A 25,680-nucleotide genomic window follows, 5' to 3' on the forward strand; every position below is an offset into this window, starting at 1 on the left:
GAACCTTGAAAACTGCATAGAAAAGCGAAAGTAACTAAAAGCGAAAAGCTAATGGCTAATGGCTAATGGAAATTAGCGATGAGCAGTTAGCATTCAGCAATAGTGGTCAAGAGAAGAAGGGCTCATGGTGGATACCTAGGCACACAGAGGCGAAGAAGGACGTGGTTACCAACGAAAAGCTCCGGGGAGCAGGAAGCATGCAGTGAGCCGGAGATGTCCGAATGGGGCAACCCAATAACGAAAGAGCGAACCCAGTGAATTGAAACATCTTAGTAGCTGGAGGAAAAGAAATCAATAGAGATTCCCTCAGTAGTGGTGAGCGAAAGGGGAAGAGCCTAAACCAAAGTGCATGCATTTTGGGGTAGTGGGACAGCGAAATCGAATCTAGCGGTTAGGCGAAGCAGCGAAATACTGCACCAAAGAAGGTGAAAGTCCTGTAGTCGAAAGCTTAAGGATAGTAGCTGAATCCCGAGTAGCATGGGGCACGAGGAATCCCATGTGAATCAGCGAGGACCATCTCGTAAGGCTAAATACTACTGTGTGACCGATAGCGAACAAGTACCGCGAGGGAAAGGTGAAAAGAACCCCGTTGAGGGGAGTGAAATAGAACATGAAACCGTGAGCCTACAAGCAGTGGGAGTCCGATTCAACGGATGACCGCGTGCCTGTTGAAGAATGAGCCGGCGAGTTATAGGTACTGGTAGGTTAAGTTTGTTGACGAAGCCAAAGCGAAAGCGAGTCTGAAAAGGGCGCGTTATCAGTATTTATAGACCCGAACCCGGGTGATCTAACCATGTCCAGGATGAAGCTTGGGTAACACCAAGTGGAGGTCCGAACCGACCGATGTTGAAAAATCGGCGGATGAGGTGTGGTTAGGGGTGAAATGCCAATCGAACTCGGAGCTAGCTGGTTCTCCCCGAAATGTGTTGAGGCGCAGCGGTAACGGAAAAACTGAGGGGTAAAGCACTATTTCGGTGCGGGCTGGGAGACCGGTACCAAATCGAGATAAACTCTGAATACTCAGTGGAGAGTTACCAGTGAGACGGTGGGGGATAAGCTTCATCGTCAAGAGGGAAACAGCCCAGACCACCAGCTAAGGTCCCGAAATCATCGCTAAGTGGCAAAGGAGGTGGGAGTGCAAAGACAACCAGGAGGTTTGCCTAGAAGCAGCCATCCTTGAAAGAGTGCGTAATAGCTCACTGGTCAAGCGCTCCTGCGCCGAAAATGAATGGGACTAAGCGATGTACCGAAGCTGTGGATTTAGCAAGCCATCATTTAGCATACAGCCTCTTTTGGAAGACAGAGGGAGAGAGTGAGAGAGTGAGAGAGTGAGGGAACGAAGAATAGTTCCTCCCTCCCTCCCTCCCTCCTTCACTCCCTCGCTCCGCTCCAGAAGGTTGCATGCTAAGTGATGAGATTGTTAACTGGTAGGGGAGCGTTCCGTGGTAGGTAGAAGCAGTAGCGGCAAGCAGCTGTGGACGAGACGGAAGTGAGAATGTCGGCTTGAGTAGCGCAAACTAGGGTAAGAATCCCTAGCCCCGAAACCCCAAGGGTTCCAGAGGCAGGTTCGTCCACTCTGGGTTAGTCGGGACCTAAGGCGAGGCCGAAAGGCGTAGTCGATGGACAGAGGGTGAACAATCCCTCACTTTGATGTGGGAGTCAACGTAAGACGCATGAAAGATAGCAACGCCCTGAATGGATTGGGAGGTGTCTAAGGATGCCGAGTTGTAAATGATAGTGCCAAGAAAAGCTACGTTGGTGATGAAAACATCAAACCCGTACTCGAAACCGACACAGGTGGGGAAGTTGAGAAAACTCAGGGGCGCGAGATAACTCTCTCTAAGGAACTCGGCAAAATGGCCCCGTAACTTCGGAAGAAGGGGTGCCCACGCAAGTGGGTCGCAGTGAAGAGATCCAGGCGACTGTTTACCAAAAACACAGGTCTCCGCAAACAAGCAATTGGAAGTATGGGGGCTGACGCCTGCCCAGTGCCGGAAGGTTAAGGAAGTTGGTCAGGGGGAAACCCTAAAGCTGACGACTGAAGCCCCGGTGAACGGCGGCCGTAACTATAACGGTCCTAAGGTAGCGAAATTCCTTGTCGGGTAAGTTCCGACCCGCACGAAAGGCGTAACGATCTGGATGGTGTCTCAGAGAGAGACTCGGCGAAATAGGAATGTCTGTGAAGATACGGACTACCTGCACCAGGACAGAAAGACCCTATGAAGCTTTACTGTAGTCTGGAATTGGGTCCGGGCTTGGCTTGCGCAGGATAGGTGGGAGGCACTGAAGTATCCCTTGTGGGGGATACCGAGCCAACGGTGAGATACCACTCTGGCGAAGCTAGGATTCTAACCCACGATTGTCTATCCAATCGGGAGACAGTTTCAGATGGGCAGTTTGACTGGGGCGGTCGCCTCCTAAAAGGTAACGGAGGCGCACAAAGGTTCCCTCAGCACGCTTGGAAACCGTGCGTTGAGTGTAAAGGCAATAAGGGAGCTTGACTGTAAGAGCTACAACTCGAACAGGGTGGAAACACGGTCTTAGTGATCCGACGGCGCAGTATGGAATGGCCGTCGCTCAACGGATAAAAGTTACTCTAGGGATAACAGGCTGATCTCCCCCAAGAGTCCACATCGACGGGGAGGTTTGGCACCTCGATGTCGGCTCATCGCAACCTGGGGCGGAAGTACGTCCCAAGGGTTGGGCTGTTCGCCCATTAAAGCGGTACGTGAGCTGGGTTCAGAACGTCGTGAGACAGTTCGGTCCATATCCGGTGCAGGCGCAAGAGCATTGAGAGGAGTCCTCCTTAGTACGAGAGGACCGGGAGGAACGCACCGCTGGTGTACCAGTTATCACGCCCGTGGTAGACGCTGGGTAGCCAAGTGCGGAGCGGATAACCGCTGAAAGCATCTAAGTGGGAAGCCCACCTCAAGATGAGTGCTCTGACTACTACAAGTAGGTAAGGTCACAGGTAGAACACCTGTTCATAGGCAGTCGGTGTACGTGCAGTAATGTACTTAGCCAAGTTGTCCTAACAGACCGAGGTCTTGACCTCATCTCAATGATGAATTCTGAATGATGAATGATGACAATCTTCTTCAATTCACAATTCACACTTGTTTCGCTTTTCTGTGCAGTCTTCAGGGTTTTGAATTCCACGATGAGCCTTCCTTTTGATGAAGTTCATCATTCATAATTCATCATTCATTCCTGGTGCCTATGGCTCAGTGGTCCCACTCTGATTCCATCCCGAACTCAGTTGTGAAACATTGATGCGGCGACGATAGTTGGCGGGTTGCCGCCTGCTAAAATAGCTCGGTGCCAGGTTCATAAATCCAGCAAAACACTCTCCTAAATTCATAATTGGGAGAGTGTTTTGTTTTTTATTTCCATAGTAAATAAAAAATTAGGTTTTTATACTTTCTGTACCAATGCTTTAAGTATTATCTGATTTCAAGTTTTTTTATGTGATTAATTTAACAGCATTCTATTTCAGTAATTCTTCTATACTCAATCCATATAGCTATGGCATACAATTGCCGTTACCTTATACCAATTCAATTCACGAAATCTACGATACATAAATATTGGTTATAGAGGCGCAAGACATTGCGTTTTTACACCGTTTCTTTATGAAAATGCGCCAAAAAATTTTTGACCTAGCCTAACCCTAGTTTAAAGTTCTGGGACAATAAAACGCAGCCTCATACAGAATTGGTATTACCAAGGTATTTGTATCACTAAAAAAGTGAAATGATATTATACCAAGAACTATCAAAGAGCACTATGACTTTATCACCTAAAGAGTTTTGTTTTTGCACTTTAGCTTTGGGGAGTAAGTATCGCAAACTTACGAAGCAATTAGCAGATGATTTAGAAAAATATTCCCCAGGAACTTTATTAGTAGTTTACACCGATGAACCCAGGGAATTAAGTAATGTTTCCAATATTTTGGCTTATAAATATCGTCAGCAAGGTATTCTGCTTTGTTATCATGATAAACGGGCAGTTATTGAAGAAGCTTTAACTAAACTTCAAGTTACAATATACATTGATGCAGATACCAGAATTATAAATTATTTACCAGAAATTGAGTATTTTCCTGGAATTATAGGACGCACTGAAAATTTATTGGAACATATAAATAAATATACACCTGAAAGATTAAAAGCTGTTGAAAATGTAGCCTCTAAGTTAGAAATATCCTTAGATAAGGTGAATTACGTTGGAGAATCTTTATTCTTGGTTGGTAAAGATGGAGGCAAAGAAAAAGAGTTTGTAAAATATTGGGGTCTTATTGGTCGTTATTTAGAACTGCATGGAATTCATGGAGGAGATGGAAATGCTATTGGGTTAGCAGCGGCAAAAGTGGGGTGGACAGTCAAGAATGACGGCTGGAAACAATTGCAAAAACCGACGATGCATCTGGATGCTTCTTATGAAAATACTCCTGAAGTTTGGTCAAAAAGATTAAATCGTAAATTAGCTTTTCATTACCGGTTAAACCTAGCTAGGTTAACAGCATTAAAGAATTTTAACTTCTTTTATACATGATGAACTAAACAGAGTGGACAATTTGTCCACCCTCTTATTCCGAATCACTTACAACATCTCTAGGGCAAAGAATCTAAATCTAGAGATCGCATTCCTTGACGTTCAACATAAGCCAGCATACTTCCCAATTGCAACCAAACAAGCAAGCAAGTTAGAATGGCTACTGGTAAACCAACTGCATAGGCAAGAAAAGGCGGAAAACCAAAGATCTCAAAACCCGAACAAAGAAATAAACACGTACCTGCTGTTATGCCTAGAAATGGTACTGACAGTTGTTTGACAGACATTCGAGAACCAGAAGTTTCTGCACCATCGCTTTGCCATTTTTGTACTATAGATTTTAATGTTCCAGCTAAGGCTAAACCGGAAGCAAGTGCTGCAAAAAGTCCAACTACCAATAAAAAGTAAGGTGGCTGTTGAGGATAGTAGTACATGAAAACTCCTGTAGCAAGAATGCTAATTGTTGATTGTTAATTGCACTCTTACCATTAGCTGTGAGCCATTAGCAACTAGCCAATTTTTATGGTTTGCTACTAAAAGCTGCGGCAGCTTTTGGTAATATGGAAGCCACACCTTCTCTAGATAATTCTGTTAGCACTTCTATTGCTACATTTAACAGGCGGGCGGGCTGTATATCATCTTTGACTAAATTCCACAACCTTTGAACTTCTTCGGTATGAAGGCGATCGTCTTCAGTAAGCGCAAGGACTAACTGTTTCCGAAGAAACTTGCCTTCCTCAGAAAGCAAGTATTGGAACCCTAATTGTGCTGTAGGTAACACATCAAAGTTACCGTCAGTTCTAGCGATCGCAAGCAAACTCTCCAATCTTTGCCACTGGAATTTGCCATCCTTAAAAAGTACATTCAGCAATCGTCGGCGTAATTGGGGCGATTCTCCTGTTAGCAATCGTCTTGCTACATAGGGATATGCTACCTCAACAATTTTGAAGTCCGGATTCAAGCTTAGGGCAATACCTTCCTGAGTTACCAAGGAACGAATAATCAAAGCAAATTGAGCGGGAACCCGGAAAGGATACTCATACATGAGTTCCGAAAAATTGTCAGTGATAGTTTTAAAGTTAAAATCGCTAACATTTTTCCCAATGGCATCCCCTAAAACCGCTTCTAATGCTGGTATGATGGGGCGAATATCTGTATCTGGGGTGAGAAAACCTAACTTTACGTAATCTTCTGCTAAGTCGCTATAGTCTTTGTTCACTAGATGCACAACAGCATCTACCAAAGTTTCTTTGGTCGTCTCATTCAATTGATCCATCATTCCGAAGTCAATATATGCCATACGACCATCGGGCGTGGCAAATAAATTGCCTGGATGGGGGTCAGCGTGAAAGAACCCGTGTTCTAAAAGTTGTTGCAAACCTGCTGTCACGCCAATTTGAACGATCGCGTTTGGGTCTAAACCTGCTGCACGAATACTCTTAGTATCTGTTAGTTTAAAACCATCAATCCACTCTAGGGTAAGAACATGGAGATTGGTATAACGCCAATATATAGTTGGCACTTTCACTTGAGGGTCGTTGCGGAAGTTAGTCGCAAATTTTTCGGCATTGCGGGCTTCGTTGAGATAATCTATTTCCTCAAATAATTTTATGCCAAACTCGTCTACTATCATTGTGAGGTCATGACCGAGGTTGAGGGGCAACCAAGGACTTATCCAACCTGCAACCCAACGCATGAGATAAAGGTCTAGCGAGAGAGTGGGGCGTAAATTGGGACGCTGTACTTTTACAGCCACTTCTTCGCCAGTTATCAACCTACCTCGGTAAACTTGTCCCAAGCTCGCAGCTGCTACAGGATTTGGCGACAACTCGCTAAAAATTTCGTCTATAGATCGCTCCAGTTGACTTTCGATAATTTGGAAAGCGATCGCATTCTCAAATGGCGGTAATTGGTCTTGTAGCTTTACCAGTTCGTCCAAGTAGTCTTTACGGATAAGGTCTGGTCGCGTTGAGAGGGCTTGACCTACTTTAATAAAAGTTGGACCCAAGCGAGTTAGTAACCGCCGCAATTGAGTAGCTCGCTTTAGCTTGTTTTGCTCCTCTTGATTTTGCCATTCATCCCACTTAAGACAAAGTATAAACCAAACGAAAGACCAAATAATTGTCGCTGCTCTTGACCAACCCAGCCAGGGACGATAGCCATAGTAGCGGGCGATCGTTTCTGGATCGTATCGTCGATTGTTTTGATTTTGTGTAAGGGTTTGCGAATTCACTCCCTTATTTTCCTCTTTAATGCGATTGAAAAAGGCTTTGCATTCCAGACCTCAAGGAAAATATCCTTTGAGCTAACAAATGCTCTATCAATATTTCCTTTCTAGTCTTATGCAATTTCGCCCAAGTTTACTTAACGTTACTTTTTATCTTTTATTTTATATTAGTACATAAAAGTATAAATACCTAAATTTGTTTTTGCTTAAATTATAGATATAGCTCCATAAGGTTACGTATACAATTATCGTTTACTGAATAACTAGCACTTGTATTTACTTATCTCAAAAATTAAAATCCATATACAGATGGGAATTTTCTAGAAAAACGTTTTTATTTATGTATAAAAATATACATTTAAATGTATAAATTTTTGCAAAACCTGGAGCGGAGTGAGTTGCTTACCAATCGAAGTTACATTTGAACAAACCCTCGCCCTCAACCTGCAATCTATGGGAGAGAGGCTTTTAAACCCCTTTCTTATAAGGCTTAGCAAAAGGGGTAGAGTTTTTTTCAATAAGTGAGTCTTGATTCCACTCAATGCTCAATCACCAAGCTTGAAGTTTTGTATAGATTTGTAAAAAAATATAATATCTTACTTTATAAGAGGTCAAGTGATTGAGCAATCAATCACAAATTTTAGATAGAAGGCAGAAAGACAGCACTAAGTACTCATGTTGTAGGCTTTATCACCCACTCTTCATCTACTGCTAAAACCGTTGCCGATGCAAGGTTCGTTATAGATTAATAATATCTACAAAACAACTGACTTACTCAGGCCTGGTTTCAGAAGGATTAAGAAAAAATGTTAACTTCATCAGAAACACCTATTATTGCCACAATTGTGCTGGTCGCTTTTGGAATCTTGGGTTGGGGCTTTTATCGCGCCAAACCATATGGCAAACTAGGAATCCTTGCCTGGTTACAGTCGGTCGTGCTGATGACTCCCTGGTTATTGTTTTTTGGGTTGTTTGCCGCAGGAGTTTATATCAACATAGTGAGTATTTTGTTCTTGTTGATAGTTTCTGCAGGAGTGTACATTTATATCGGGAGACAGCTACGCGCTGCTGGTCAAGATGCGATTCTCAAACAACGAGCAACTGAAAGGCTGGCTTCTGTTGCCTCACAAGAACGTGGCATTACAAATAACTCCACAAGTCCGGCTACTGTTGCTCAAGTTGAACTTGAGGTAATGCCAATTCCAGAAGAAGATTTGAGTGTTATCAAAAGTATCTTTGGTATAGATACCTTTTTTACGACAGAAACGATTGCTTACCAAGAAGGTGCCATCTTTAAAGGTAATCTCCGAGGAGATGCAGAAAAAGTACATACTCAGTTGAGTGAAAGTCTACACGAGCGCCTGGGAAATAAGTACCGTCTTTTTTTAGTGGAAAACACAGATGGCAAACCTGTGATGATTGTCCTCCCATCCCGTAACGATCCCCGCCCAATGACTGTACCGCAAAGAATCTTTGGGGTTATCTTGGTGCTAGCAACCATTGCTACAAGTTTAGAAACAGGTGGATTGTTACTAAATTTTGATTTCTTCTCAACCCCGGCACGATTTCAGGAAGCTTTGCCCATTAGCGCGGGTATCATAACAATCTTAGTAGCTCATGAAATTGGTCATTGGTTACTTGCTCGCCGTCATCAAGTCCGCTTAAGTTGGCCTTACTTTCTCCCTGCGGTGCAAATTGGTTCATTTGGTGCGATCACCCGTTTTGAATCTTTAATACCCAACCGTAAGGTTCTCTTTGATATTTCTTTAGCAGGACCAGCTACAGGAGGAATTATTTCTCTGTTGATGCTCGTGACAGGGTTACTACTTTCCCATCCAGGTAGTTTGTTTCAACTACCAAACGAATTTTTTTCAAGTTCGATTTTGGTAGGAACCCTATCGCGGGTTATTCTTGGATCTACTTTACAGTCTGCCATAGTAGATATACATCCTCTAGTCGTTATTGGTTGGCTGGGGTTAGTTATTACCGCTCTTAATTTAATGCCTGCAGGTCAACTAGATGGTGGTCGCATCGTACAAGCTATTTACGGACGCAAAATTGCAGGAAGAGCAACAGTAGCAACATTAATTGTGCTGGCGTTAGTTTCTCTGGGAACTCCTCTTGCCATGTATTGGGCAATTGTAATTTTGTTTTTACAAAGGGATTTAGAACGTCCCAGCTTAAATGAAATTAGCGAACCAGATGACGCACGCGCTGCTTTAGGTCTGTTAGCGTTGTTCTTGATGGTAGCCACTCTGCTACCCTTAACTCCTGCTTTAGCAGGACGTTTGGGAATTGGCTAATGGTGAGTCCAGCCCTGCAGGCGGGTTTCCCACGCCCTGGGGACTGGCGAACCCGGAGGGCTAATGGCTAATAGTGGTTTGCCGCAAAAGTTTTGATAGGTTTGTAGTTGCGCTGTCTTCGCTGTAGAAATTAATGACAACTCAGACCAAACCAGCAAAATTAATGCGACGAACCAATGGTGCAATTAGCCATTAGCCATTATGGTTTCCAACCTGCGAGCAGATTTGGATAGGCAACAGGTTGAGGAAAGATATTTTTGAAGGCTAACTGTCGTTGTTGTGGCTTTTCACCAGCCATATTCCAAAGAGTTTCATAGAAGAAGAAGGAAACTCCAACAAACTTGCGTTCTCTCACTTTTTGGACTTGAGTCTGTATTTGTTGTATGGGAACATATTTGCCTTTTAATCCAGTAATAATTCCTATGCTGACAGGAATATGGCTTCGGGCTATTTTGACTTCTGGGTACTCTAATTCGCTCACAAAGACATTTAGATCGTTGCGATAGACTTGGATAACTAAATCTTCAACCAGCCCCATCCTTTCCCAACGCGCCCAGTCTGCTAAGAAAAATTCGTAGGAGAAACGTTGGGGGTTTGGTGCTATTGAAACCAAGCACGTTTTTTTGGCTGCTTTGATAGCTGTAAAAACGCGTTTCATGTAGTCAGTTATTTTATTTGCTCTCCACTGTACCCATTCAGGGTCTTTTGAATTTTTTGGAGGAGCTTTGCCATTATGTTCTTTTTTGTACAATGCAATTGTATAGGGATCGTACCCCAATTCCGAAGGTAAACCGAAGTGATCGTCGAATTGAATGCCGTCAATATCGTAGTTTTTTACAGCTTCAACAATTAATTCTTGTATAAATTGTTGTACTTGCGGGAGAAAGGGATTTAACCAAACTCGGTCATGGGTACCTTCTTTCCAGATCTTGCTGCCATCTTGACGACTTGTGAGCCACTGAGGACGATTTTTAGCTAATTGTGAATCGGCGGGTGCCATAAAGCCAAACTCAAACCAGGGAATGACTGTTAAGCCTTTTCTATGACCGCCTTCAACAACTTCCTTGAGCATATCTCGACCTTGCAGTCCGGGAACTGGGTCTAGCGATCGCCCAATCACTTTTTGTGCTACCTTACTTGGATAGAGCGTGTAACCCCAATTCCAAATAGTGGGATACACCGTATTGAAGTTTAGGTTTTTCAGAGTTTGCAAAGCATCTTGAAGCCGATTGCGATCGAACAATACGTTACTGTCTATATTAGTTAACCAGACTCCGCGTAACTCAAATGTCTGCGGACGCAAATTATTTTGAGCAAATGAGGGAAATGAGGATATCACCGCAGTCACAAAGGTTATAGCAACCAAGAATGCTAAGAAGACTTTGTTTCTACGAGCTTGCCTTATCATTATATGTACTGCATTACATAAGTTAAGAAAAAATTGTTTCATCGTTGATTTTGTACTAATTCTTAGAATAAGTTAATTTTGCTTGGTTTACCCCCTTTCATTTGTGAGAGGGGATAGATGGCGGTTCCGTTGTGCAGACCAAAAATAGATGAACGCGAATGCGTTTTCAACTTCTTCAAAGGACAAAGGCAGAGATTGAGCCTCCCAACTCTGATTTCCTTCAAGAACTCCGTGATTTTGCAGCCTACTGACAATATGAATACCTTATCAAACCCATTATTTTTTTCATCAAATGTTAAGTTTTGTTCTTGTTACGAAATTGCTTATTCCTGTTGTGTATTTTACTTTTGTAACAAAATAAATTTGTAGCAGTAAATATGAGGCTAATGGGTGTGCTTATTTTTCTTAAAATTGAGGAGAATTTTATGTATTTATAACAAATGGCGATATTTTTAATACAACAACTTCAGTACTTACCTAAATGTGGTCGAAGTCTTTTGCTGGTAAATTTAGCTTATTAGGACAAAATTCGGACAAGTCAATGCTCGGCTTAGCTCATTCACAAGACAGTAAAGTAAACGTTACAGTTCCCATTCAGAGACTTGTAAGAGCAATTCAGGTTTCTCAAGGAGAGTTTTCATTGCTCTTAGCCTGCTGTCACTCCACTGTGAAGCAGACACAAATACTCCATTTATTAAAGGAATTTTGTCCAACAGAAATCAATGAAATTACTCTGCCTGCCAATTCTGAAACATTTTATACAACTGTTAACGATTTGCTTGGTTCTGCTCGACCTCAAGCTTTAGTGATCGGAGGTTTAGAATCAGTGATTGCCATCAATCAACTCCTAGTCTCTACGAACATCATGCGAGACGAGTTGCGAAAACGGTTTCAACACCCTTTAGTCCTATGGGTTAATGATGAAATTTTACAAAAGCTTGTTTGGCTTGCGCCAGATCTCAAAAATTGGGCAGCTTGTACTATTAGGTTCGATGGACACGATGAGCATTAAGCCGGGACAGAGTAGGGAAATGGTTGCTTGCTCGATCTGTCATTAACAACTAAAAAACGTGAGGAACAAATAGCGAGTTTTCTAGCGTCCATAGCGGTATCTGGTTGAGAAGATACACAAGACTGCTGTCTCTAAGAGCGCTGCTGTAAGATATCTTGATTTTCAACTGATAGCTACTAGTTATTAGTTTTTGCCTTTTCACTGATAACTACTGACTGACGATCGGACGTTGCATACAACGTTCTGACAATGATTATTGCTCGAACATTACCATGAGACACATCCCTAAAATTTATAGTACCACGAAACAAGCGCAGATTTTGACTGCCTTAGTATTATCTAGCATTTTATCTGTTGGAGGGGCGATCGCGGTGCCTGAAGGTGTAACTGCGTCTCCGGCAAAGATTTCCGCAGCAAAACCAAATAAATCTCTAAAGCAAAATAGTAAAAATAACGGCTTACCAACTTCAGTAGCTTCTGCAGTTAAACGAGATGTTGCCAGTAAAAATCGCATTCCTATTAAAAATCTAGAAATCACTGATTACAACCAGCGTATTTGGCGCAATGGTTGCTTGGATTTACCAACCAAAAACGAACTTTGCACCCAAGCCAGAGTCCCTGGTTGGCGAGTTATCCTTTCTGATGGCAGCCAAAACTGGACTTATCATACCAATAGTACTGGGCGTTACATCCGTTTGGCAAAACAAGTTCAAAGTGGTGTGCCAAATTCTGTTAGAAATGCCGTTTTACAAACTGCATCCGGACGTTTGGAATTACCAGTTGAGGAATTGGCGATCGTTCAAATTGACAAAAGAAATTGGGACAATAGTTGTTTGAATTTAGCAAAGTTGAGTGAAACTTGTGCCCAAACAGTAGTACCTGGTTGGCGTTTAGTTGTGGGTACAGGAGAACAAAGGTTGGTTTATCATACCAATACAACAGGTTCTGTTGTTAGACTCAATCAAAGAGAAAGCAGCATCACAAATGGTAGATTACCCCAAAGAGTCGGCAATGTTGTCTTAGAAGCTGCATCGAATTTTACAGGATTGGCAATTTCTCAGTTACGTATTGTTGACGCCGAACAAGTGACGACTGATGGTTGTTTAAATCTGCCCCGTCCGGGCGAGACTTGTACCGAAGTTGCGATAAGAGCTTGGAAAGTGCGCGTAGGAACTGGCAGAGAAACTTTAGTCTTTCATGCCGCTCCCGATGCTGAAGAAGTGAGGCTAGACACCCAACAGTACGGTGAAACACCCAATGTGAATCTGCCAAGACGCCTTGCTGAGAGAATTTTAGTGAGAGCTTCCGAGCGTTCTGGATTGTCAGTTTCACAGTTGCAAATAGTTGAAGTTGACAGACAGCAGTGGCCTGACAGCTGTTTGGGGATACCAGATCCACTGGCTTTATGTGCAGCAACTGTTGTACCCGGTTGGAGAGTCACAATCAGTGATGGTCAACAGGTTTTAATTTACCGCGTTGCGGAATCAGGTACTGCAATCTTTGATGAAAGAGCAAGTGCAATTGCTAATAACAATGGTTTTCAAGCAGTTCCCATACCGCGCAGTCAATTACCAAGACCCTTGGAACGCGGTATTGTTTTCCGGCAAATTGCGACTGGTGGTATTGCTGGTAGAACTTATGAAACAGTTCTACTGGATGATGGAAGTTTAATTCGCGTTCGGATTGGTGATGAGAATGACTCCGAACGTAGCGTCTATCGCATTCCTTTGGAACAGGTACGGAGGTTTCAGCAGTTACTCAAGCAAGAAAGGGATGTGTTCAATAATTTGGACTATCCAGCAACTAGAGGTAGTGCTGATTACATTACTTATACTTTAACAAGCCCTAGGGGTTCTGTACGGTATAATGACATCTCTCAAAACAGCTTGCCTGAAGATTTACGGCTTGTCGTTAAGACTTGGGTTCAGATGAATCGAGTTTACTAGAGTTAAAGTATTATCCTTCATTCCCAGGCTTAGCCTGGGAACGAGGAAAGAATGCAGTGCCAGTATAATACGGTTACTCTATCAAATATGTAAAGAATTAAGTATAATCGTGTAACATAATATATTTAATAGTTAATATTACTTGAATAACAATGAGCAACCAATCTGGGCACATTCAATACAGTTGGGTACAAACTTATAATCCTGACAGTGTAAATTCGGAGTTACAACAGGTACAAGCGAACGATTCAACGTTTTATTACTTTGCTTACGGTTCGTGTATGTGTCCTGTTGATTTAAAACGCTCTCTTGGTGAAAAGACGCATCCCTATGTGATTGGTACAGGTACATTGAAAGGATATCGATTGGGATTTTATCGCATCTCGCCAACTCGCAAGTGTGGTGTTTTAGATGTGGTAAAAGACACGAAAACCAGTGTTAGAGGAGTACTTTATCAATTACCTTGGCGCTTGAGCGATCGCTTGGATAAGCGAGAAGATGTCCCCCAAGGAGGTTATCGCCATGAATACGTGGACATTCACTGTGAAGGAAGGGTATACAAAAATGTCCGTACTTATGTTGTCGTTGATAAGCTTTCAGAAGAAGTTGCTCCTAACGACTGGTACTTCAATATTGTTCTCCGAGGTGCTGTCACTTGTGGTTTGCCAGAAGAATACTGCTGGAGTCTCTTTCACCATATGTATCAATTACAACAACGCCATCAAGGACTGTGCAGCGATCGCCTAGCGTTGTGATACTAAGAGTTCTCTGGTTTTTCAGCACCGTGACTGTATATGCCTAATCCAGACAAAATTTCAGCTAACGTATTTGTTTCTACGGGTTTGAGTAAATAAAAGTCAATACCCAAATCATAAGCGCGAGGCAAATCCCGATTGCCAAAAGCAGTCAAAGCGATGATAGGTAAATGATTGAAATGTGGTTGTTTTTTAATCCATTTCAGCAATTCCAAACCTGACATACCAGGGAGTCTTAAATCCAGAACAATCAAAACGGGTAGGGGGTACACTGCTCGTTCTTGATATGGTTCAGATCCCTGCAAATAAAGTATTGCGTCTTCTGCAGTTTTGACAACGTGAAGAGCAAATTCTTCTTGATTGATTTGACCAAATGCTCTTTGAAGGAGAAATTGGTCAGATAGTTCGTCTTCTACAACTAAAACAGTCTTTTTCTGTAATGTTATCCCTGTCATTTACAGCTCACCTGAATACCTTCTCAGTAAAGGTTGCCATATTTTGTTGCTAATCGGCTCTCGCATAGGGCGAGCGATTGAGCGTAATCCAATAAGTTCCAATTGCTTGGATCATTTCAAATAAAGTATTGAAGTCAATAGGCTTGGTTAAATAAGAATTAGCTCCGAGAGCATAGGCACGATCTATATCTACTTGTTCCTCAGAAGAAGTCAAAACTACCACTGGTAAATGTTTTACCGTTGATTCTCTCAACCAATCTAGAACTTCAAAACCAGAAAGCCGGGGGAGTTTGAGATCCAGCAACATGAGCATTGGTAAGGGATAGCGCAAACGATCTTCATAAGGTGCTTCTCCGCTTAAATAAAGTACTGCTTGTTCCCCATCGCTTACCACTTCCAGGGAAATCGGTAAATTGGCTTTACGTATAGCTCTTTGCACTCTAAAAACATCAGCCGGTTCATCTTCAACAAGTAAAATTGTTGCATTATTTAGACTGTTCACTGCTTCACCGCCTTAAATTTTACCCAAAAACGGCTTCCTTGGTTGATTAGAGAATCCACGCCAGCCAACCCTCCCATGCATTCTGCACCTTTCCGTACAATAGCTAATCCCATCCCCTCCCGTACCAGGGAGAAGTTCCCAACTGTGCAGGCACTCACAAACTCCAAATTGTGGGACACTTCTGCGTTGTACAAAGTCTAAAACCCAACCTATCAGTACCAGGGACCCAACGCTAATAACTATAGCACTTACAACCCTTACAAAACCTTGACTGGGGGCAGCCAGATGTGAAGCCAGTTGACCAATCAAGTTCTCCCTCTCCTTTCTTTACCCAACGTATCCCCACACATATAGAAGGTGCGGCATACTGTAGTGCATTATCATCTATCCCAAGTATAAGAAATAATATATGTATATCTCTATACTAATTTTTCAGTAATATTATTAATCTATATGAAAGTCAACTTATATTTTGTAATATAATTCTGTTGATTTTCGCATACAAAAAGATCGCACAGTCATAAGTTTTGATAAGATAGAAAACTCTTTCTTTTAAAATGCGATCGCATTTTAAAAACATAAATCTATATAATTACCGTATTTTTTAAGCTCGATGAGTTATAAGGGTGTAGTTTTTGATATATTCCTCTGCTGTGAGGACTAGATTTTCCCATTGTAATTTTAAAGTCACTTGTTGGAGATATTAACAATATGGCTCATGCTTGCTGCGGTCCCGGTTACGCTTCTCCAGAAGTAGCAATGAAAGCAGAACGCGAAAAAATTCTCTATACCATCGCACTATACACGGGTACGGGGATTGAAGAACCAGATTACTTGGCAACTATAGACGTTGACCCAGACTCTCCCACGTACTCTCAAATTATTCATCGCTTACCAATGCCCTATATAGGAGATGAATTGCATCATTTTGGTTGGAACACCTGTAGTTCATGCCACAATGACACAAGTAAATCGCGTCGGTTTTTAGTGATTCCGGGTATACGTTCTAGTAGAATTTACATTATTGACACAGCGAATGCCAAAGCGCCCAAAATTCATAAAGTCATCGAACCAGAAGAAATTCGTGAAAAAACTAACCTGACGGCTCCCCATACAGTCCACTGCCTTGCCGATGGTCGTGTGATGATTTCCATGCTTGGCGATCGCGAAGGTAACGGTCCTGGTGGTTTTCTATTGCTTGATGGAAACTTTGAGATTGCAGGGCGTTGGGAAAGCAAAGCCGAAGGTATGCGCTTTAACTACGATTTTTGGTATCAACCCCGTCATAATGTTATGGTCAGTAGTGAGTGGGGTTCCCCCAAAACATTTTATCCCGGCTTTGACCTAAATGATGTGACGGAGGGAAAATACGGTCAGCACTTGCATTTCTGGGATTGGTCAAAACGTGACATTATTCAAAGTGTTGATTTGGGTGAAGAAGGATTAATTCCCTTGGAAGTTCGTTTTCACCACAATCCCGATAGCACTCACGGATTTGTAGGAGCAGCACTTAGTAGTAATGTTTGGCATTGGCACAAATCCAACGGACATTGGGATGTGGAAAAAGTTATAGATATTCCATCCGTTGAGGTAGAGGGTTGGCCAATTCCCGTGCCATCATTAATTACTGATATTTTAATTTCACTAGACGATCGCTACGTCTATTTTTCCAACTGGCTGCATGGTGATATTCGCCAATATGAGATTGTCGATCCCTCCCAACCCAAATTAACAGGTCAAGTTTGGTGTGGTGGTTTGTTAGGCAAAGGAAGTACAGTACAGGGTAAAAAGCTAGCAGCCGGACCGCAAATGCTACAACTGAGTCTTGATGGCAAGCGGTTGTATGCTACCAACTCTCTGTTTAGTACCTGGGATAACCAGTTTTATCCTGACTTATCTAAGACAGGTTCATACTTGTTACAAATTGACTGTGACACTGAAAAGGGAGGATTAAGAATCAACGAAAATTTCTACGTTGATTTTGGTCAAGAACCAGGAGGTCCGTCTCGCGCTCATGAAATGCGCTATCCGGGCGGCGATTCCACCTCTGATATTTGGGTTTAATTTGACAAAGGGATGGGCAGACCCATCCCACGAGAAAAAATGTAGAGATTTTTTTGCTTATTTAATTCTCAAATTTTCTAATTGAAGATTAACAGCGTTCCTATATGCGCGATCGTCTATCGCTTGTGGTGGCAGTATATTCGATTTAACTGCACTCCGAACAATATCTTCAGCACTAATTTGTTTAACTTGGTAAGCCATAATAAGAGCACCATAACCAGGAATGCCTTGGTCTCTAAGGTATCCTTGATAAGCTAAGTGAACGAGATTGAAAGGTTCTATCTGAGTAGAGGATGATGCACCGCTTAACACATTGGGATTGGCCGCTCTGTTTTCGGCTTTAACAATAGGTACAGTTGTGGTAGATAGCAGCAGTAGAGATAGGCTACCAAGAATGAAACTTTTCATAACAAAGCCAATATCGATCTGATGGTTTCATTCTGTCAATATGTAAGCAAAATCCCTTCTATCTTCAGCCAGCTATTGCTAGCTAACCCAACGGCGGAATTTTTTTTAGTACCTATTCTTATAGAGAGAAATTCGATCGTGCTTCTGCTCTATGTAAAGGCAGAAGTGTAAAGCGCACTATGAGTACGTTTGTCTTTTTTATTTTTACTTCACCGGATAATAAAGCTTGTCCTTCTGTTCGTAGCGCCACCCCATACTGTTAGTATCGCGAGAGCGAGACCATGATAAAAAATCCTTTTGGCTTAAAGTTTCGCGCTGGTTGCGTAGGGTAGCGAGAGTGACTGCAAGTCTTTTGGCAAGGTTTTCTTCTAGCATGGGTTGCAGCTCTATAGTGAGTTGAGTGTAGTGCGAGTACCCGGAGGATCGACGACGACTGTAACTTCCCGAGCTGCTTTGCATCTGCACCAAGGCTTCTTCAATAAGTGACAATCGATTGGTCAGTTCTTTCATCTGTTGTTCTAATTGACTGAGGCGTTGTGAGGAAACAGCTTCTGTAGCGCTGTATACGGAATTTTCTGTACAAACTGCCAATCGCTTTAGTTCTACTTCGATTTGATGCAAACGGGTATCTATACCATTATCCGTACTGGGAGCCAAATCCAAAACGTGTTCCAACCCCTGGATGACCAAATCGGTTGCTGTAGTGTCGAGCTCGCGAGCTTTCTCTCTAAGTACTTTGGTTAGTGTTTTGGGTAGTTTAAAGTTAATGGACTCCCGTTCAATTTTTGCCATCTCTGTACTTGCATCTACATCACAATACAGAGTTTATCAAGGGAGGGATAGTGCGAGCTTGCTTTTCGATAAGCTGAGTACAGCTTGCGCTTCGCGATCGCCGTAATTCCCTCCTAAACCAGCAACGCCCGGTTGAATATGTGCCAACACCATAAGGATTTGGTAAGCTGTGCTGCCTTTCATTTTATCATGTTGACCGAGAGGGAGACTGGGGGAGAGTTCAGGGAAAACGCATTTAAAATCAAGGCAGATGGCAGAAGGGAAGAGGTTTTTAGGTCACTTTACTTTTCTTTACATACTTTTTTTTTGCGCCTTTCTACTTATTTAATCAGTTGAAATGGTTTCATTCGTATCAAAGCACTTGTGAAGTGTTAATAATGATAGCGCTACCCTCAAGTTAGGGTAGCGCTATCATTATTAAATTCAGGGATAAAAATAAAGAAATTAGCTCCCTGAGGTTTACTATAAATTAAACGTACTTCAGTTGATTACACCGCACGACGGGTAAATAAATTCCATATAAAAATAGCCACAAGAGCACCAACAACTGCTAACGCGATACCGGGGATACTAAGAGTAGTCGCCGCTAGCGAGAATTGTCCCGTGCTGAAGAATACACCCAAGCTACCACCAACAAAAGCACCGATAATTCCCAACAAGATTGTTCCCAAAATTCCACCACCTTGGTGACCGGGGTAAATAGCCTTGGCGATCGCACCTGCAATCAAACCTAAAACAATCCAAGCAATAATGTTCATTGTTCTATTAGGGGATAAACTTTTTTATCTAACAATGACACAATAACAATTCCAACCTAAATGTCCAATCTGTCATCAGAACTAATTATTCACAAGTCTTAAGTATGAGAAAATTTGGATTTATTTCTTAAGATATAGATGGTCAGTAAGAGAAATTAAAAAACTCCTAGTTAGTCCCAAACTAGGAGATACCAAATTTATTGCTTGGTAATTGCATTCTAGGAATTTTTTAGACTTTATCTGTTCTCCCAAAGGAGTAAAACTTAAGAACGAATCTGCTTGAAGTAGCCGAGTTAAGACGTTTCAATCCAATTCGGAATTTATCATTCTTTAGGGACTTCCAGAAAATAAAATATACAAAATTTATAATGATAATTTTTGACAGGGGGGAACCCTCCGCGTCTGGTGTGTCTCCAAGTCTCCGCGTCGCACTTCGAGCGTGCCATTCGGGTAACCCCCGTTGTTCGCGTAGCGTCTCCGCTCCTGAGATAGCGCCTGCCGTTCAGAATTCTATTTTGAAGGCTATAGGATTGCTTGAGGAATCTTAAGAAAAACCTGATATTAGGGATGCCAAGAGCAGAATAAAGATTAATACTAGTATTCTTTTAGAATATTGTTTTAGCCCTCTGATAAGATCCATAGTAATACCTCAGTTTCTTTGTAGTTATTTATGGCATACTTAAAACACATTTAATGGTATCCAATAATTCCTGTATCATGTATGGTTTAGACACAAATGCTTTCACACCAATACTATGAGCTTCTAGAAGCTTTTGATTGTGTGAAATCCCACTAATAGCAATAATTTTGACCGAGGGATTTATTTTTTCTAAGATGCGAATAGCATTTAGCCCATCCATCAATGGCATCTGTATATCCATCAATACCAAACTAATATCTTGTTTGTGTAAAGTGTAGAGTGAGAATGCCCCAATAGCATCGTTAGCTGTTAGGATTTTGTAGTTATAGTTTTCTAGTGAGCTTTTTGTCGCCTCTCGAATATTTTCTTCGTCGTCCACAATGAGAATTAATTCTCCATTTCCTGTGGGCATCCTAATATCACAAACTTCTTGTGTTACCTGTGTATCACTAGCTGGTAAGTAAACCTTAAATTGGCTGCCTTCGCCCAATTTACTATGTACGTTTACAAACCCCCCATGGTTCTTAACGATACCAAGAACGGTTGATAAACCCAATCCCGTGCCTTGACTCTTTTCTTTAGTTGTAAAAAAGGGTTCAAAAATACGCTCTTGTATTTCTGGAGGAATGCCACATCCTGTATCTGAGATTGCGATCGCAACAAAAGAACCGACTTTGGCATCTAAATTCATCCTGGCATAGTTTTCATCAACAAAGACATTCTCAGCCAAAAGACTAAGAGTACCCCCGTTAGGCATGGCATCACGAGCATTGACGCAGAGATTTAGCAAAACCTGATGGAGTTGAGTGGGGTCTACTCGGATTGTCCAAAGATTTTGGGTTAGTACATCAATATTAATTTCAATAGATTTTGGAAATGTACTTTCAAGAATTCGTTTCATTTCCTTTAACAAGTGTCTGACTTGTAGGTGAACGCGCTTGCCTTCAGTTCCATGTGCAAACGATAGAATTTGCTTGACAAGATCTGCACCGCGTTTAGAGCTGTCTTCTACCGTTTTCAAGAGTTCTCGATTTTCCTCATCAAAAGCAAAACATTTATGTGACAACAGTTGAGCGATGATCAAAATAGGTGTCAGTATATTGTTGAAGTCATGAGCGATACCACTGGCTAGGGTACCAAGGCTTTCTAGCCGCTGTGCGCGGAAAAACTGCGCTTCAAGTTGTTTCTTCTCAGTGATGTCAGTGTTGACGATAAGAATTGATTGGGGTTGTCCCATTCGATCGCGTACTAGTGTCCAGCGACTTTGAACGATGATGTTTTTGCAATCTTTTGGTACTTGGCTCAACTCTCCTTGCCAAGACCCATGTTCCAAAACAGTCAAAATGGCTTCTTCTAGTTGAGGTGATGTTTCCTTATACAAAAGCTTGTTAGCATTTTTATCTACAACTTCACCTGCTTGCCATCCATACAGACGTTCCGCGCTTTTATTCCAGAATAATATTTGGTGTTCTAAATTGCAAACGAGAATGGCGTCTGTGGCGATATCTAGTAAATTTGCTTGCTGGTTGATTTTGTGTTCTGCTCCCTTACGCTTGGTAATGTCTTGGAAATAAACTGATAAGCCATCCCGTGTGGGATAGGCGTGTACTTCAAACCAAGTGTTAAGTGGCGGGTAAAATTCCTCAAATTCAACAGTGACCTGTTGTGTTACTGCCCTGTGATACTCGCGATAAAATGCTAGAGTAATGGCGTTGGGAAATTCCTCCCAAACGTTTTTGCCAACGAGCTGCTCTTGGGTTCTGTGCAAGATCTTGGCTGCTTGGCGATTGACATAGGTGAACCGCCACTCGCAATCTAGAGCCAAGAAACCATCAGCAATCCTGTCAAGAATATTAAAAATTTTACTTTTTGCTGCCTCTGCGTCCATACGGGCGGCTTCTTCTTGAGCAAGAAGTTGTTGGCACTGTTGTTCACCTTGTTTGCGTTCGGTAACATCGCGGACTACAGCAAGAAAACCGCGATCGGCACCGTTATCATCTGTTAATAAGCCAATCGATGACTCAACGTAAATTTCTTCTCCATTCTTTTTATAATGAATATTCTCTCCTTGCCAAATCCCTCTCGCTGCTAATGGATTGTAAGCAGCCTGTTCATCCTCTGCTTTGCTCGAGCAATAGCGATTCACTTCTTCCAACTTGAGACCAAGAACTTCCTCAGCTTTATACTCATATAACTTTTCTGCTGCTTGGTTCCAAGAAGTAATGCGATTTTGAGAATCAAAAACAATTACTGCATCATTTACCTTGGACAGAATATAAGTCTGAAATGTGATTTGTGCTTCTAATTGCTTGCAATTTTCCATTTCCCTTTGGAGTAGCACCTTTGTTTGAGAAAGCTCTGCTGTGCATTTTTCTATCCGTCTTTCTATTTCATCACTAGCTTGGTACATTTGCCGATTGACTTGCTTTAATTGGATCTTCCACTGGTTTAAAAGTTGCTGTAATGATGTCATAACACCAAAAATTTCTACAGGATCTAGCACTGGCAAAAAGTGGGTCTGAGCCGATCTGTCCTACCAGTTACAAAAATTCTTCTTGAAGTCATGTTTACATAGTTCTCACAAACAGCTTATAACTTAATGCAGTGCTGCTAAACCTCAACTGTTAATTTATTGGGACTCTTGAATATTTATCCAACTCAACTAATCATTTTTTAATTTGCACAGCCTCAGTTAGCATCACTTTTGTAAAAAGAGTGAGAACGCCCGTTCTGCTGTGCAAATTAATAGCGCAAACGCTGGGCAAGTTAGATAGACTTTAATGTTGCAGTTCTACTTAGAAAATTATTTGGAGATGGAAACACTTGCGCTTTCTTTGACAACTTCAATTCCTTTATTGCTAAGAGGAAGTTGCACGACATGAACTGAACAAGGAGCGTGGTGAAGGACATAATTACTGACGCTACCGAGCAACAGTTCTGCTAAACCAGAGTGACCTCGACGTCCAATGATAATAAGATCTGCGTTCCAACTCTGAGCTAAGTCACAAATGACTCGACTGGGATTGCCAGGAATTTGTCTAAACTCAGTGTTCACATCAGCTATGTTTGCTTGAGCACATAATGCTCGCAACATCTCTACACCTTTATTTTTCCACCTGTCCCACTCCTGTTGGTGAAAATCTGAGACTTGTTCCCACATTGCTGGGTAGTATTCAAAAGTGGATACGGGTATATAAGGACTCCCTTCTTCTTCATTAGATAAAACGTGTAGCAACAGTAAACTAGATCCAGCCATCTTTGCTAAAGTAAAGCCTTGTTCAAAAACATATTTGCCTGCGTCAGAGCAATCTAATGCAATTAAAATCTTTTTAAACATATTGACCTCTCATACTTAGGCTAAGTGAGTTTTTTAACAGATGATCTTCTTATAATTAGGTATAGAAAAATAATTTGAGAAACTTGTGAGGAATGCGAAAGAGTAAATATGTTCTTATATGAAGATAAAATAAATATTTGTAATTAAGCCATATCTGTTCTTGGTAAAGAAAAATTTCCCTTCACAAGTTCTTCATGTTGTTTTTCTACAACTCTATAAGGCTGAAAATGAAACTCAATCAAGGAGCTTGAGTGTTATGAGAAAATAACTTTATAGCCATTGTATGGCGATCGCATCATAATTTTCTTAAAAATAAGTTAAACTGCGTGTAAAAGTTAGCAGAATATTGGGAGAAATTAGTAACAAATCTTCATCCATGATTTGCCAGTAGAAAAGTCATCTATATGGGTTTTGTCAGAAGAAATCGGCAGAATAGGAGTTATATATCATGCATAAAGAATATATGGAAATTTTAGAAACATTAATTGACAAATTGACATTATCCGCAATTTTAGAAATGTTAGAGCGAATATGCCACAAAAAAGCAGAAAATTTAAGAACTCATTGGCAAGATGAGGCTTCTGCTAAGCTTTGGGAGAAAGCTGCTAAACAGATAGAACAGATAAATGTTGATGTTTGATGAAACATTGAAGAGGTTGGGGGCGATAGAGATGGTGCAACAATGGATTATATGGAGTTAGAGCGTGAAAAGGGTATCACCATTACCTCGACTGCTGTCACTTGCTGGTGGCATAATATGCAAATCAATTTAATTGATACACCTAAATGACGCGGGATGTCTGGTAGCCTCGTCAATTTATTGCGAGTTCCAAAGACCAAGCCATGTTGACTTCACGATTGAAGTTGAGCGTTCTTTGCGAGTGTTAGATGGAGCAATTATGGTGTTGCAGGAGTACAATCCCAGTCTGTTACGGTAGATAGGTACCTGAAGTGCTATCGCGTGCTGCATCTTGCTTTTATCAATAAGTTAGATAGGTTGGGTGCAAATTCTTTCCACGTTGTTGATGCATTAAGAGAAAAACTCGGTTTAAACGCTGTTGTGCTACAGTATTCCATTGGCTTAGAAGGCAAGTTTGAGAAAGTAAAATTCGGTAAAATGCAAATTGCACAAATCACATTCAATAAATATTTGAATATTACAAAGACTTCCCAAACAACCGCAATTTCATGAGCTTGGAAACTGGGATCGGGGAGCGGAGATTAAAAAACTAATTAGAAAAATAACCTCCTTCCCCAGATACCCGTTATTTAAGTCCTTGTAGAGTTCTTGTTCGCAAGCCTTCAGCGTACATAGTTAAATACTGTAATCTAGTACCATCATTCCTACTGCACTACCTTCAGCTAAAAAATGGAAAATGTTGTTATTGTTGTGCAGAAATCTCATTTACCCAATCTTTGGGCTGGAGAAAGATTTCGGTAAGCCTTGCTTCAGGTGTACCTGGTTTTACTTCGTAGCAATATTCCCAACGGGCTAGAGGTGGTAGGGACATCAGTATGGATTCGGTTCTACCATTGGTTTGCAGACCAAAAACCGTTCCCCTGTCATACACTAGGTTAAACTCTGCGTAACGACCTCGACGGTAGAGTTGAAACTGGCGTTGGCGATCGCCATACTCTATTTCTTGTCTCTGTTGTGCAATGGGCAAATAAGCAGGTAAAAAGGCATGACCGCAAGATTGGACAAAGGCAAAAATATCTTCCCAGTTACGAGAGACTGTTCCTACTTGCTGACTGTAGAGCGCTGCAGGTGTATCTGTTTGAGAACCGACATAAAGCTTTCCACTCGCATCTTGATAGTCAAAGAAGATACCACCAATGCCTCGTTGTTCTTGACGATGTTTCAAATAGAAGTATTCATCACACCAGCGTTTGAAGGTTGGATAATACTCCGGATGATAGGCGTCACAGACAGACTTTAGCGAGGAGTGAAAGTGAATGGCATCTTCTGCAAAGGGGTAGTACGGTGTTAAATCGGCTCCTCCACCAAACCACCAAATTGGACCCGCTTCAAAGTAGCGGTAGTTGAGATGTACTGTTGGCACGTAGGGATTGCGAGGATGCAACACCATTGAGGTTCCTGTAGCAAAAAATTCATGTCCGACGGCTTCTGGACGTTGCGCCAAAATTGAAGGAGGTAGTCTGTCTCCCCACACTTCTGAAAAGTTAATACCGCCTTGTTCAAACACCCGCCCTTCTCGAATCACGCGGGTACGCCCTCCACCACCTTCTGCTCGCTCCCAACGATCTTCCCGAAACCGGGCTTTTGAGTCAAGTTGCTCCAACGCTGTACAAATCTCGTCCTGCAAGTTCTGCATAAATTGCTTGACGCGATCGCGTGAATCCGCAGGAAGTGTATTGCCAGGAGGTGTCAGTAATTGTGTGTGATTCTTTGAATGATAACCCATTTTGGAAGTCCCTTAACCTTTGAGCCAGATTTATTACGCTTAATAACTATAAAGTTATTAAATAATGCAAGATTAAATAATTTTCAAAACTTA

19 protein-coding genes, 2 rRNA genes and 1 pseudogene are annotated in these 25,680 nt (G+C 41.8%); 10 read left to right on the top strand and 12 right to left on the bottom strand.

From position 1 onward, the window contains the following. Positions 1–104 precede the first annotated feature (104 nt). The 3 genes from AB0756_RS09415 (at position 105) to AB0756_RS09425 (ending at position 4,554) form a co-directional block, all read left to right on the top strand. Positions 105–3,055, top strand: a 23S ribosomal RNA gene (locus tag AB0756_RS09415). A 154-nt stretch (positions 3,056–3,209) separates the two neighbouring features. Further along, positions 3,210–3,327 (top strand): 5S ribosomal RNA (gene rrf, locus AB0756_RS09420). A gap of 459 nt (positions 3,328–3,786) precedes the next feature. After that, complete coding sequence (locus AB0756_RS09425) at positions 3,787–4,554, top strand: hypothetical protein (RefSeq protein WP_038086654.1); 768 nt, start codon at positions 3,787–3,789, stop codon at positions 4,552–4,554. Positions 4,555–4,613: 59 nt separating this feature from the next. On the opposite strand, the gene AB0756_RS09430 is transcribed toward AB0756_RS09425, so the two are convergent. Both AB0756_RS09430 and AB0756_RS40010 read right to left on the bottom strand, forming a co-directional pair. Further along, positions 4,614–4,988 (bottom strand): hypothetical protein, encoded by a 375-nt coding sequence (locus tag AB0756_RS09430; RefSeq protein WP_038086655.1) that lies wholly within the window; start codon positions 4,986–4,988, stop codon positions 4,614–4,616. Positions 4,989–5,074: 86 nt separating this feature from the next. Continuing rightward, positions 5,075–6,787: an ABC1 kinase family protein gene (locus AB0756_RS40010; RefSeq protein WP_038086656.1), complete on the bottom strand. Its 1,713-nt coding sequence runs from the start codon at positions 6,785–6,787 to the stop codon at positions 5,075–5,077. Positions 6,788–7,587: 800 nt separating this feature from the next. Between AB0756_RS40010 and AB0756_RS09445 the strand changes: the two genes are divergently transcribed. Beyond that, positions 7,588–9,084, top strand: coding sequence for a site-2 protease family protein (locus tag AB0756_RS09445; protein WP_038086657.1), 1,497 nt, complete (start codon positions 7,588–7,590; stop codon positions 9,082–9,084). A gap of 199 nt (positions 9,085–9,283) precedes the next feature. On the opposite strand, the gene AB0756_RS09450 is transcribed toward AB0756_RS09445, so the two are convergent. Then, positions 9,284–10,492, bottom strand: a complete 1,209-nt coding sequence (locus AB0756_RS09450) for a glycoside hydrolase family 10 protein (protein ID WP_408019838.1) — start codon at positions 10,490–10,492, stop codon at positions 9,284–9,286. A 541-nt stretch (positions 10,493–11,033) separates the two neighbouring features. On the opposite strand from AB0756_RS09450, the gene AB0756_RS09455 reads away from it, so the two are divergent. From AB0756_RS09455 to AB0756_RS09465, 3 genes are all read left to right on the top strand, one after another. Beyond that, on the top strand, positions 11,034–11,504 hold the full coding sequence (locus tag AB0756_RS09455; protein ID WP_038086730.1) for a hypothetical protein: 471 nt from the start codon (positions 11,034–11,036) through the stop codon (positions 11,502–11,504). A 272-nt stretch (positions 11,505–11,776) separates the two neighbouring features. Continuing rightward, on the top strand, positions 11,777–13,450 hold the full coding sequence (locus tag AB0756_RS09460; RefSeq protein ID WP_038086658.1) for a hypothetical protein: 1,674 nt from the start codon (positions 11,777–11,779) through the stop codon (positions 13,448–13,450). A 152-nt stretch (positions 13,451–13,602) separates the two neighbouring features. Next, positions 13,603–14,205: a gamma-glutamylcyclotransferase gene (locus AB0756_RS09465; protein ID WP_038086660.1), complete on the top strand. Its 603-nt coding sequence runs from the start codon at positions 13,603–13,605 to the stop codon at positions 14,203–14,205. A 2-nt stretch (positions 14,206–14,207) separates the two neighbouring features. Here AB0756_RS09465 and AB0756_RS09470 read toward each other — a convergent pair whose 3' ends face one another. After that, positions 14,208–14,660, bottom strand: coding sequence for a response regulator (locus AB0756_RS09470; RefSeq protein ID WP_038086668.1), 453 nt, complete (start codon positions 14,658–14,660; stop codon positions 14,208–14,210). Between the two features lie 49 nt (positions 14,661–14,709). Beyond that, positions 14,710–15,162 (bottom strand): response regulator, encoded by a 453-nt coding sequence (locus AB0756_RS09475; protein ID WP_038086671.1) that lies wholly within the window; start codon positions 15,160–15,162, stop codon positions 14,710–14,712. 711 nt (positions 15,163–15,873) lie between these two features. Here AB0756_RS09475 and AB0756_RS09480 point away from each other — a divergent pair. Beyond that, entirely contained in the window at positions 15,874–17,226 is a 1,353-nt protein-coding gene (locus AB0756_RS09480) for a selenium-binding family protein (RefSeq protein ID WP_038086674.1), read from the top strand. A gap of 57 nt (positions 17,227–17,283) precedes the next feature. Here AB0756_RS09480 and AB0756_RS09485 read toward each other — a convergent pair whose 3' ends face one another. From AB0756_RS09485 to AB0756_RS09510, 6 genes are all read right to left on the bottom strand, one after another. Further along, positions 17,284–17,634, bottom strand: a complete 351-nt coding sequence (locus AB0756_RS09485) for a hypothetical protein (protein ID WP_038086686.1) — start codon at positions 17,632–17,634, stop codon at positions 17,284–17,286. A 204-nt stretch (positions 17,635–17,838) separates the two neighbouring features. Further along, entirely contained in the window at positions 17,839–18,426 is a 588-nt protein-coding gene (locus AB0756_RS09490; RefSeq protein ID WP_038086689.1) for a hypothetical protein, read from the bottom strand. Between the two features lie 36 nt (positions 18,427–18,462). Continuing rightward, the gene (locus AB0756_RS09495; RefSeq protein ID WP_153021619.1) at positions 18,463–18,609 is read right to left on the bottom strand and encodes a hypothetical protein; all 147 of its coding nucleotides are present in this window, start codon (positions 18,607–18,609) and stop codon (positions 18,463–18,465) included. Positions 18,610–18,914: 305 nt separating this feature from the next. Then, a complete protein-coding gene (locus AB0756_RS09500) occupies positions 18,915–19,184 on the bottom strand; it encodes a GlsB/YeaQ/YmgE family stress response membrane protein (protein WP_038086692.1) in 270 nt (89 codons plus the stop codon). A 668-nt stretch (positions 19,185–19,852) separates the two neighbouring features. Beyond that, entirely contained in the window at positions 19,853–22,327 is a 2,475-nt protein-coding gene (locus AB0756_RS09505; RefSeq protein WP_050046136.1) for a PAS domain-containing hybrid sensor histidine kinase/response regulator, read from the bottom strand. A gap of 300 nt (positions 22,328–22,627) precedes the next feature. Continuing rightward, on the bottom strand, positions 22,628–23,161 hold the full coding sequence (locus tag AB0756_RS09510; protein ID WP_038086695.1) for a universal stress protein: 534 nt from the start codon (positions 23,159–23,161) through the stop codon (positions 22,628–22,630). A 448-nt stretch (positions 23,162–23,609) separates the two neighbouring features. On the opposite strand from AB0756_RS09510, the gene AB0756_RS09515 reads away from it, so the two are divergent. Next, complete coding sequence (locus tag AB0756_RS09515; RefSeq protein ID WP_038086697.1) at positions 23,610–23,801, top strand: hypothetical protein; 192 nt, start codon at positions 23,610–23,612, stop codon at positions 23,799–23,801. 6 nt (positions 23,802–23,807) lie between these two features. Next, positions 23,808–24,266 (top strand): annotated as a pseudogene (locus AB0756_RS09520) (GTP-binding protein); the annotation flags it as partial. 277 nt (positions 24,267–24,543) lie between these two features. On the opposite strand, the gene hemF reads toward AB0756_RS09520, so the two are convergent. Continuing rightward, positions 24,544–25,587 (bottom strand): oxygen-dependent coproporphyrinogen oxidase, encoded by a 1,044-nt coding sequence (gene hemF, locus AB0756_RS09525; RefSeq protein ID WP_038086704.1) that lies wholly within the window; start codon positions 25,585–25,587, stop codon positions 24,544–24,546. Between the last annotated feature and the right edge of the window lie 93 nt (positions 25,588–25,680).

It is taken from the genome of Tolypothrix campylonemoides VB511288_2, from assembly GCF_045999855.1.
GTDB classification, from domain to species: Bacteria; Cyanobacteriota; Cyanobacteriia; order Cyanobacteriales; family Nostocaceae; genus Scytonema; species Scytonema bouteillei_A.

Excerpts from the sequence above, each read along its gene's own strand:
- AB0756_RS09495 (WP_153021619.1), bottom strand. The coding sequence starts at position 18,609 with ATGAAAGGCAGCACAGCTTACCAAATCCTTATGGTGTTGGCACATATT.
- AB0756_RS09500 (WP_038086692.1), bottom strand. The coding sequence starts at position 19,184 with ATGAACATTATTGCTTGGATTGTTTTAGGTTTGATTGCAGGTGCGATC.
- AB0756_RS09425 (WP_038086654.1), top strand. The coding sequence starts at position 3,787 with ATGACTTTATCACCTAAAGAGTTTTGTTTTTGCACTTTAGCTTTGGGG.
- AB0756_RS09485 (WP_038086686.1), bottom strand. The coding sequence starts at position 17,634 with ATGAAAAGTTTCATTCTTGGTAGCCTATCTCTACTGCTGCTATCTACC.
- AB0756_RS09490 (WP_038086689.1), bottom strand. The coding sequence starts at position 18,426 with ATGGCAAAAATTGAACGGGAGTCCATTAACTTTAAACTACCCAAAACA.
- AB0756_RS09455 (WP_038086730.1), top strand. The coding sequence starts at position 11,034 with ATGCTCGGCTTAGCTCATTCACAAGACAGTAAAGTAAACGTTACAGTT.
- AB0756_RS09470 (WP_038086668.1), bottom strand. The coding sequence starts at position 14,660 with ATGACAGGGATAACATTACAGAAAAAGACTGTTTTAGTTGTAGAAGAC.
- AB0756_RS09450 (WP_408019838.1), bottom strand. The coding sequence starts at position 10,492 with ATGATAAGGCAAGCTCGTAGAAACAAAGTCTTCTTAGCATTCTTGGTT.
- AB0756_RS09430 (WP_038086655.1), bottom strand. The coding sequence starts at position 4,988 with ATGTACTACTATCCTCAACAGCCACCTTACTTTTTATTGGTAGTTGGA.
- AB0756_RS09515 (WP_038086697.1), top strand. The coding sequence starts at position 23,610 with ATGCATAAAGAATATATGGAAATTTTAGAAACATTAATTGACAAATTG.
- AB0756_RS09460 (WP_038086658.1), top strand. The coding sequence starts at position 11,777 with ATGAGACACATCCCTAAAATTTATAGTACCACGAAACAAGCGCAGATT.
- AB0756_RS09445 (WP_038086657.1), top strand. The coding sequence starts at position 7,588 with ATGTTAACTTCATCAGAAACACCTATTATTGCCACAATTGTGCTGGTC.
- AB0756_RS09465 (WP_038086660.1), top strand. The coding sequence starts at position 13,603 with ATGAGCAACCAATCTGGGCACATTCAATACAGTTGGGTACAAACTTAT.
- AB0756_RS09510 (WP_038086695.1), bottom strand. The coding sequence starts at position 23,161 with ATGTTTAAAAAGATTTTAATTGCATTAGATTGCTCTGACGCAGGCAAA.
- AB0756_RS09480 (WP_038086674.1), top strand. The coding sequence starts at position 15,874 with ATGGCTCATGCTTGCTGCGGTCCCGGTTACGCTTCTCCAGAAGTAGCA.
- hemF (WP_038086704.1), bottom strand. The coding sequence starts at position 25,587 with ATGGGTTATCATTCAAAGAATCACACACAATTACTGACACCTCCTGGC.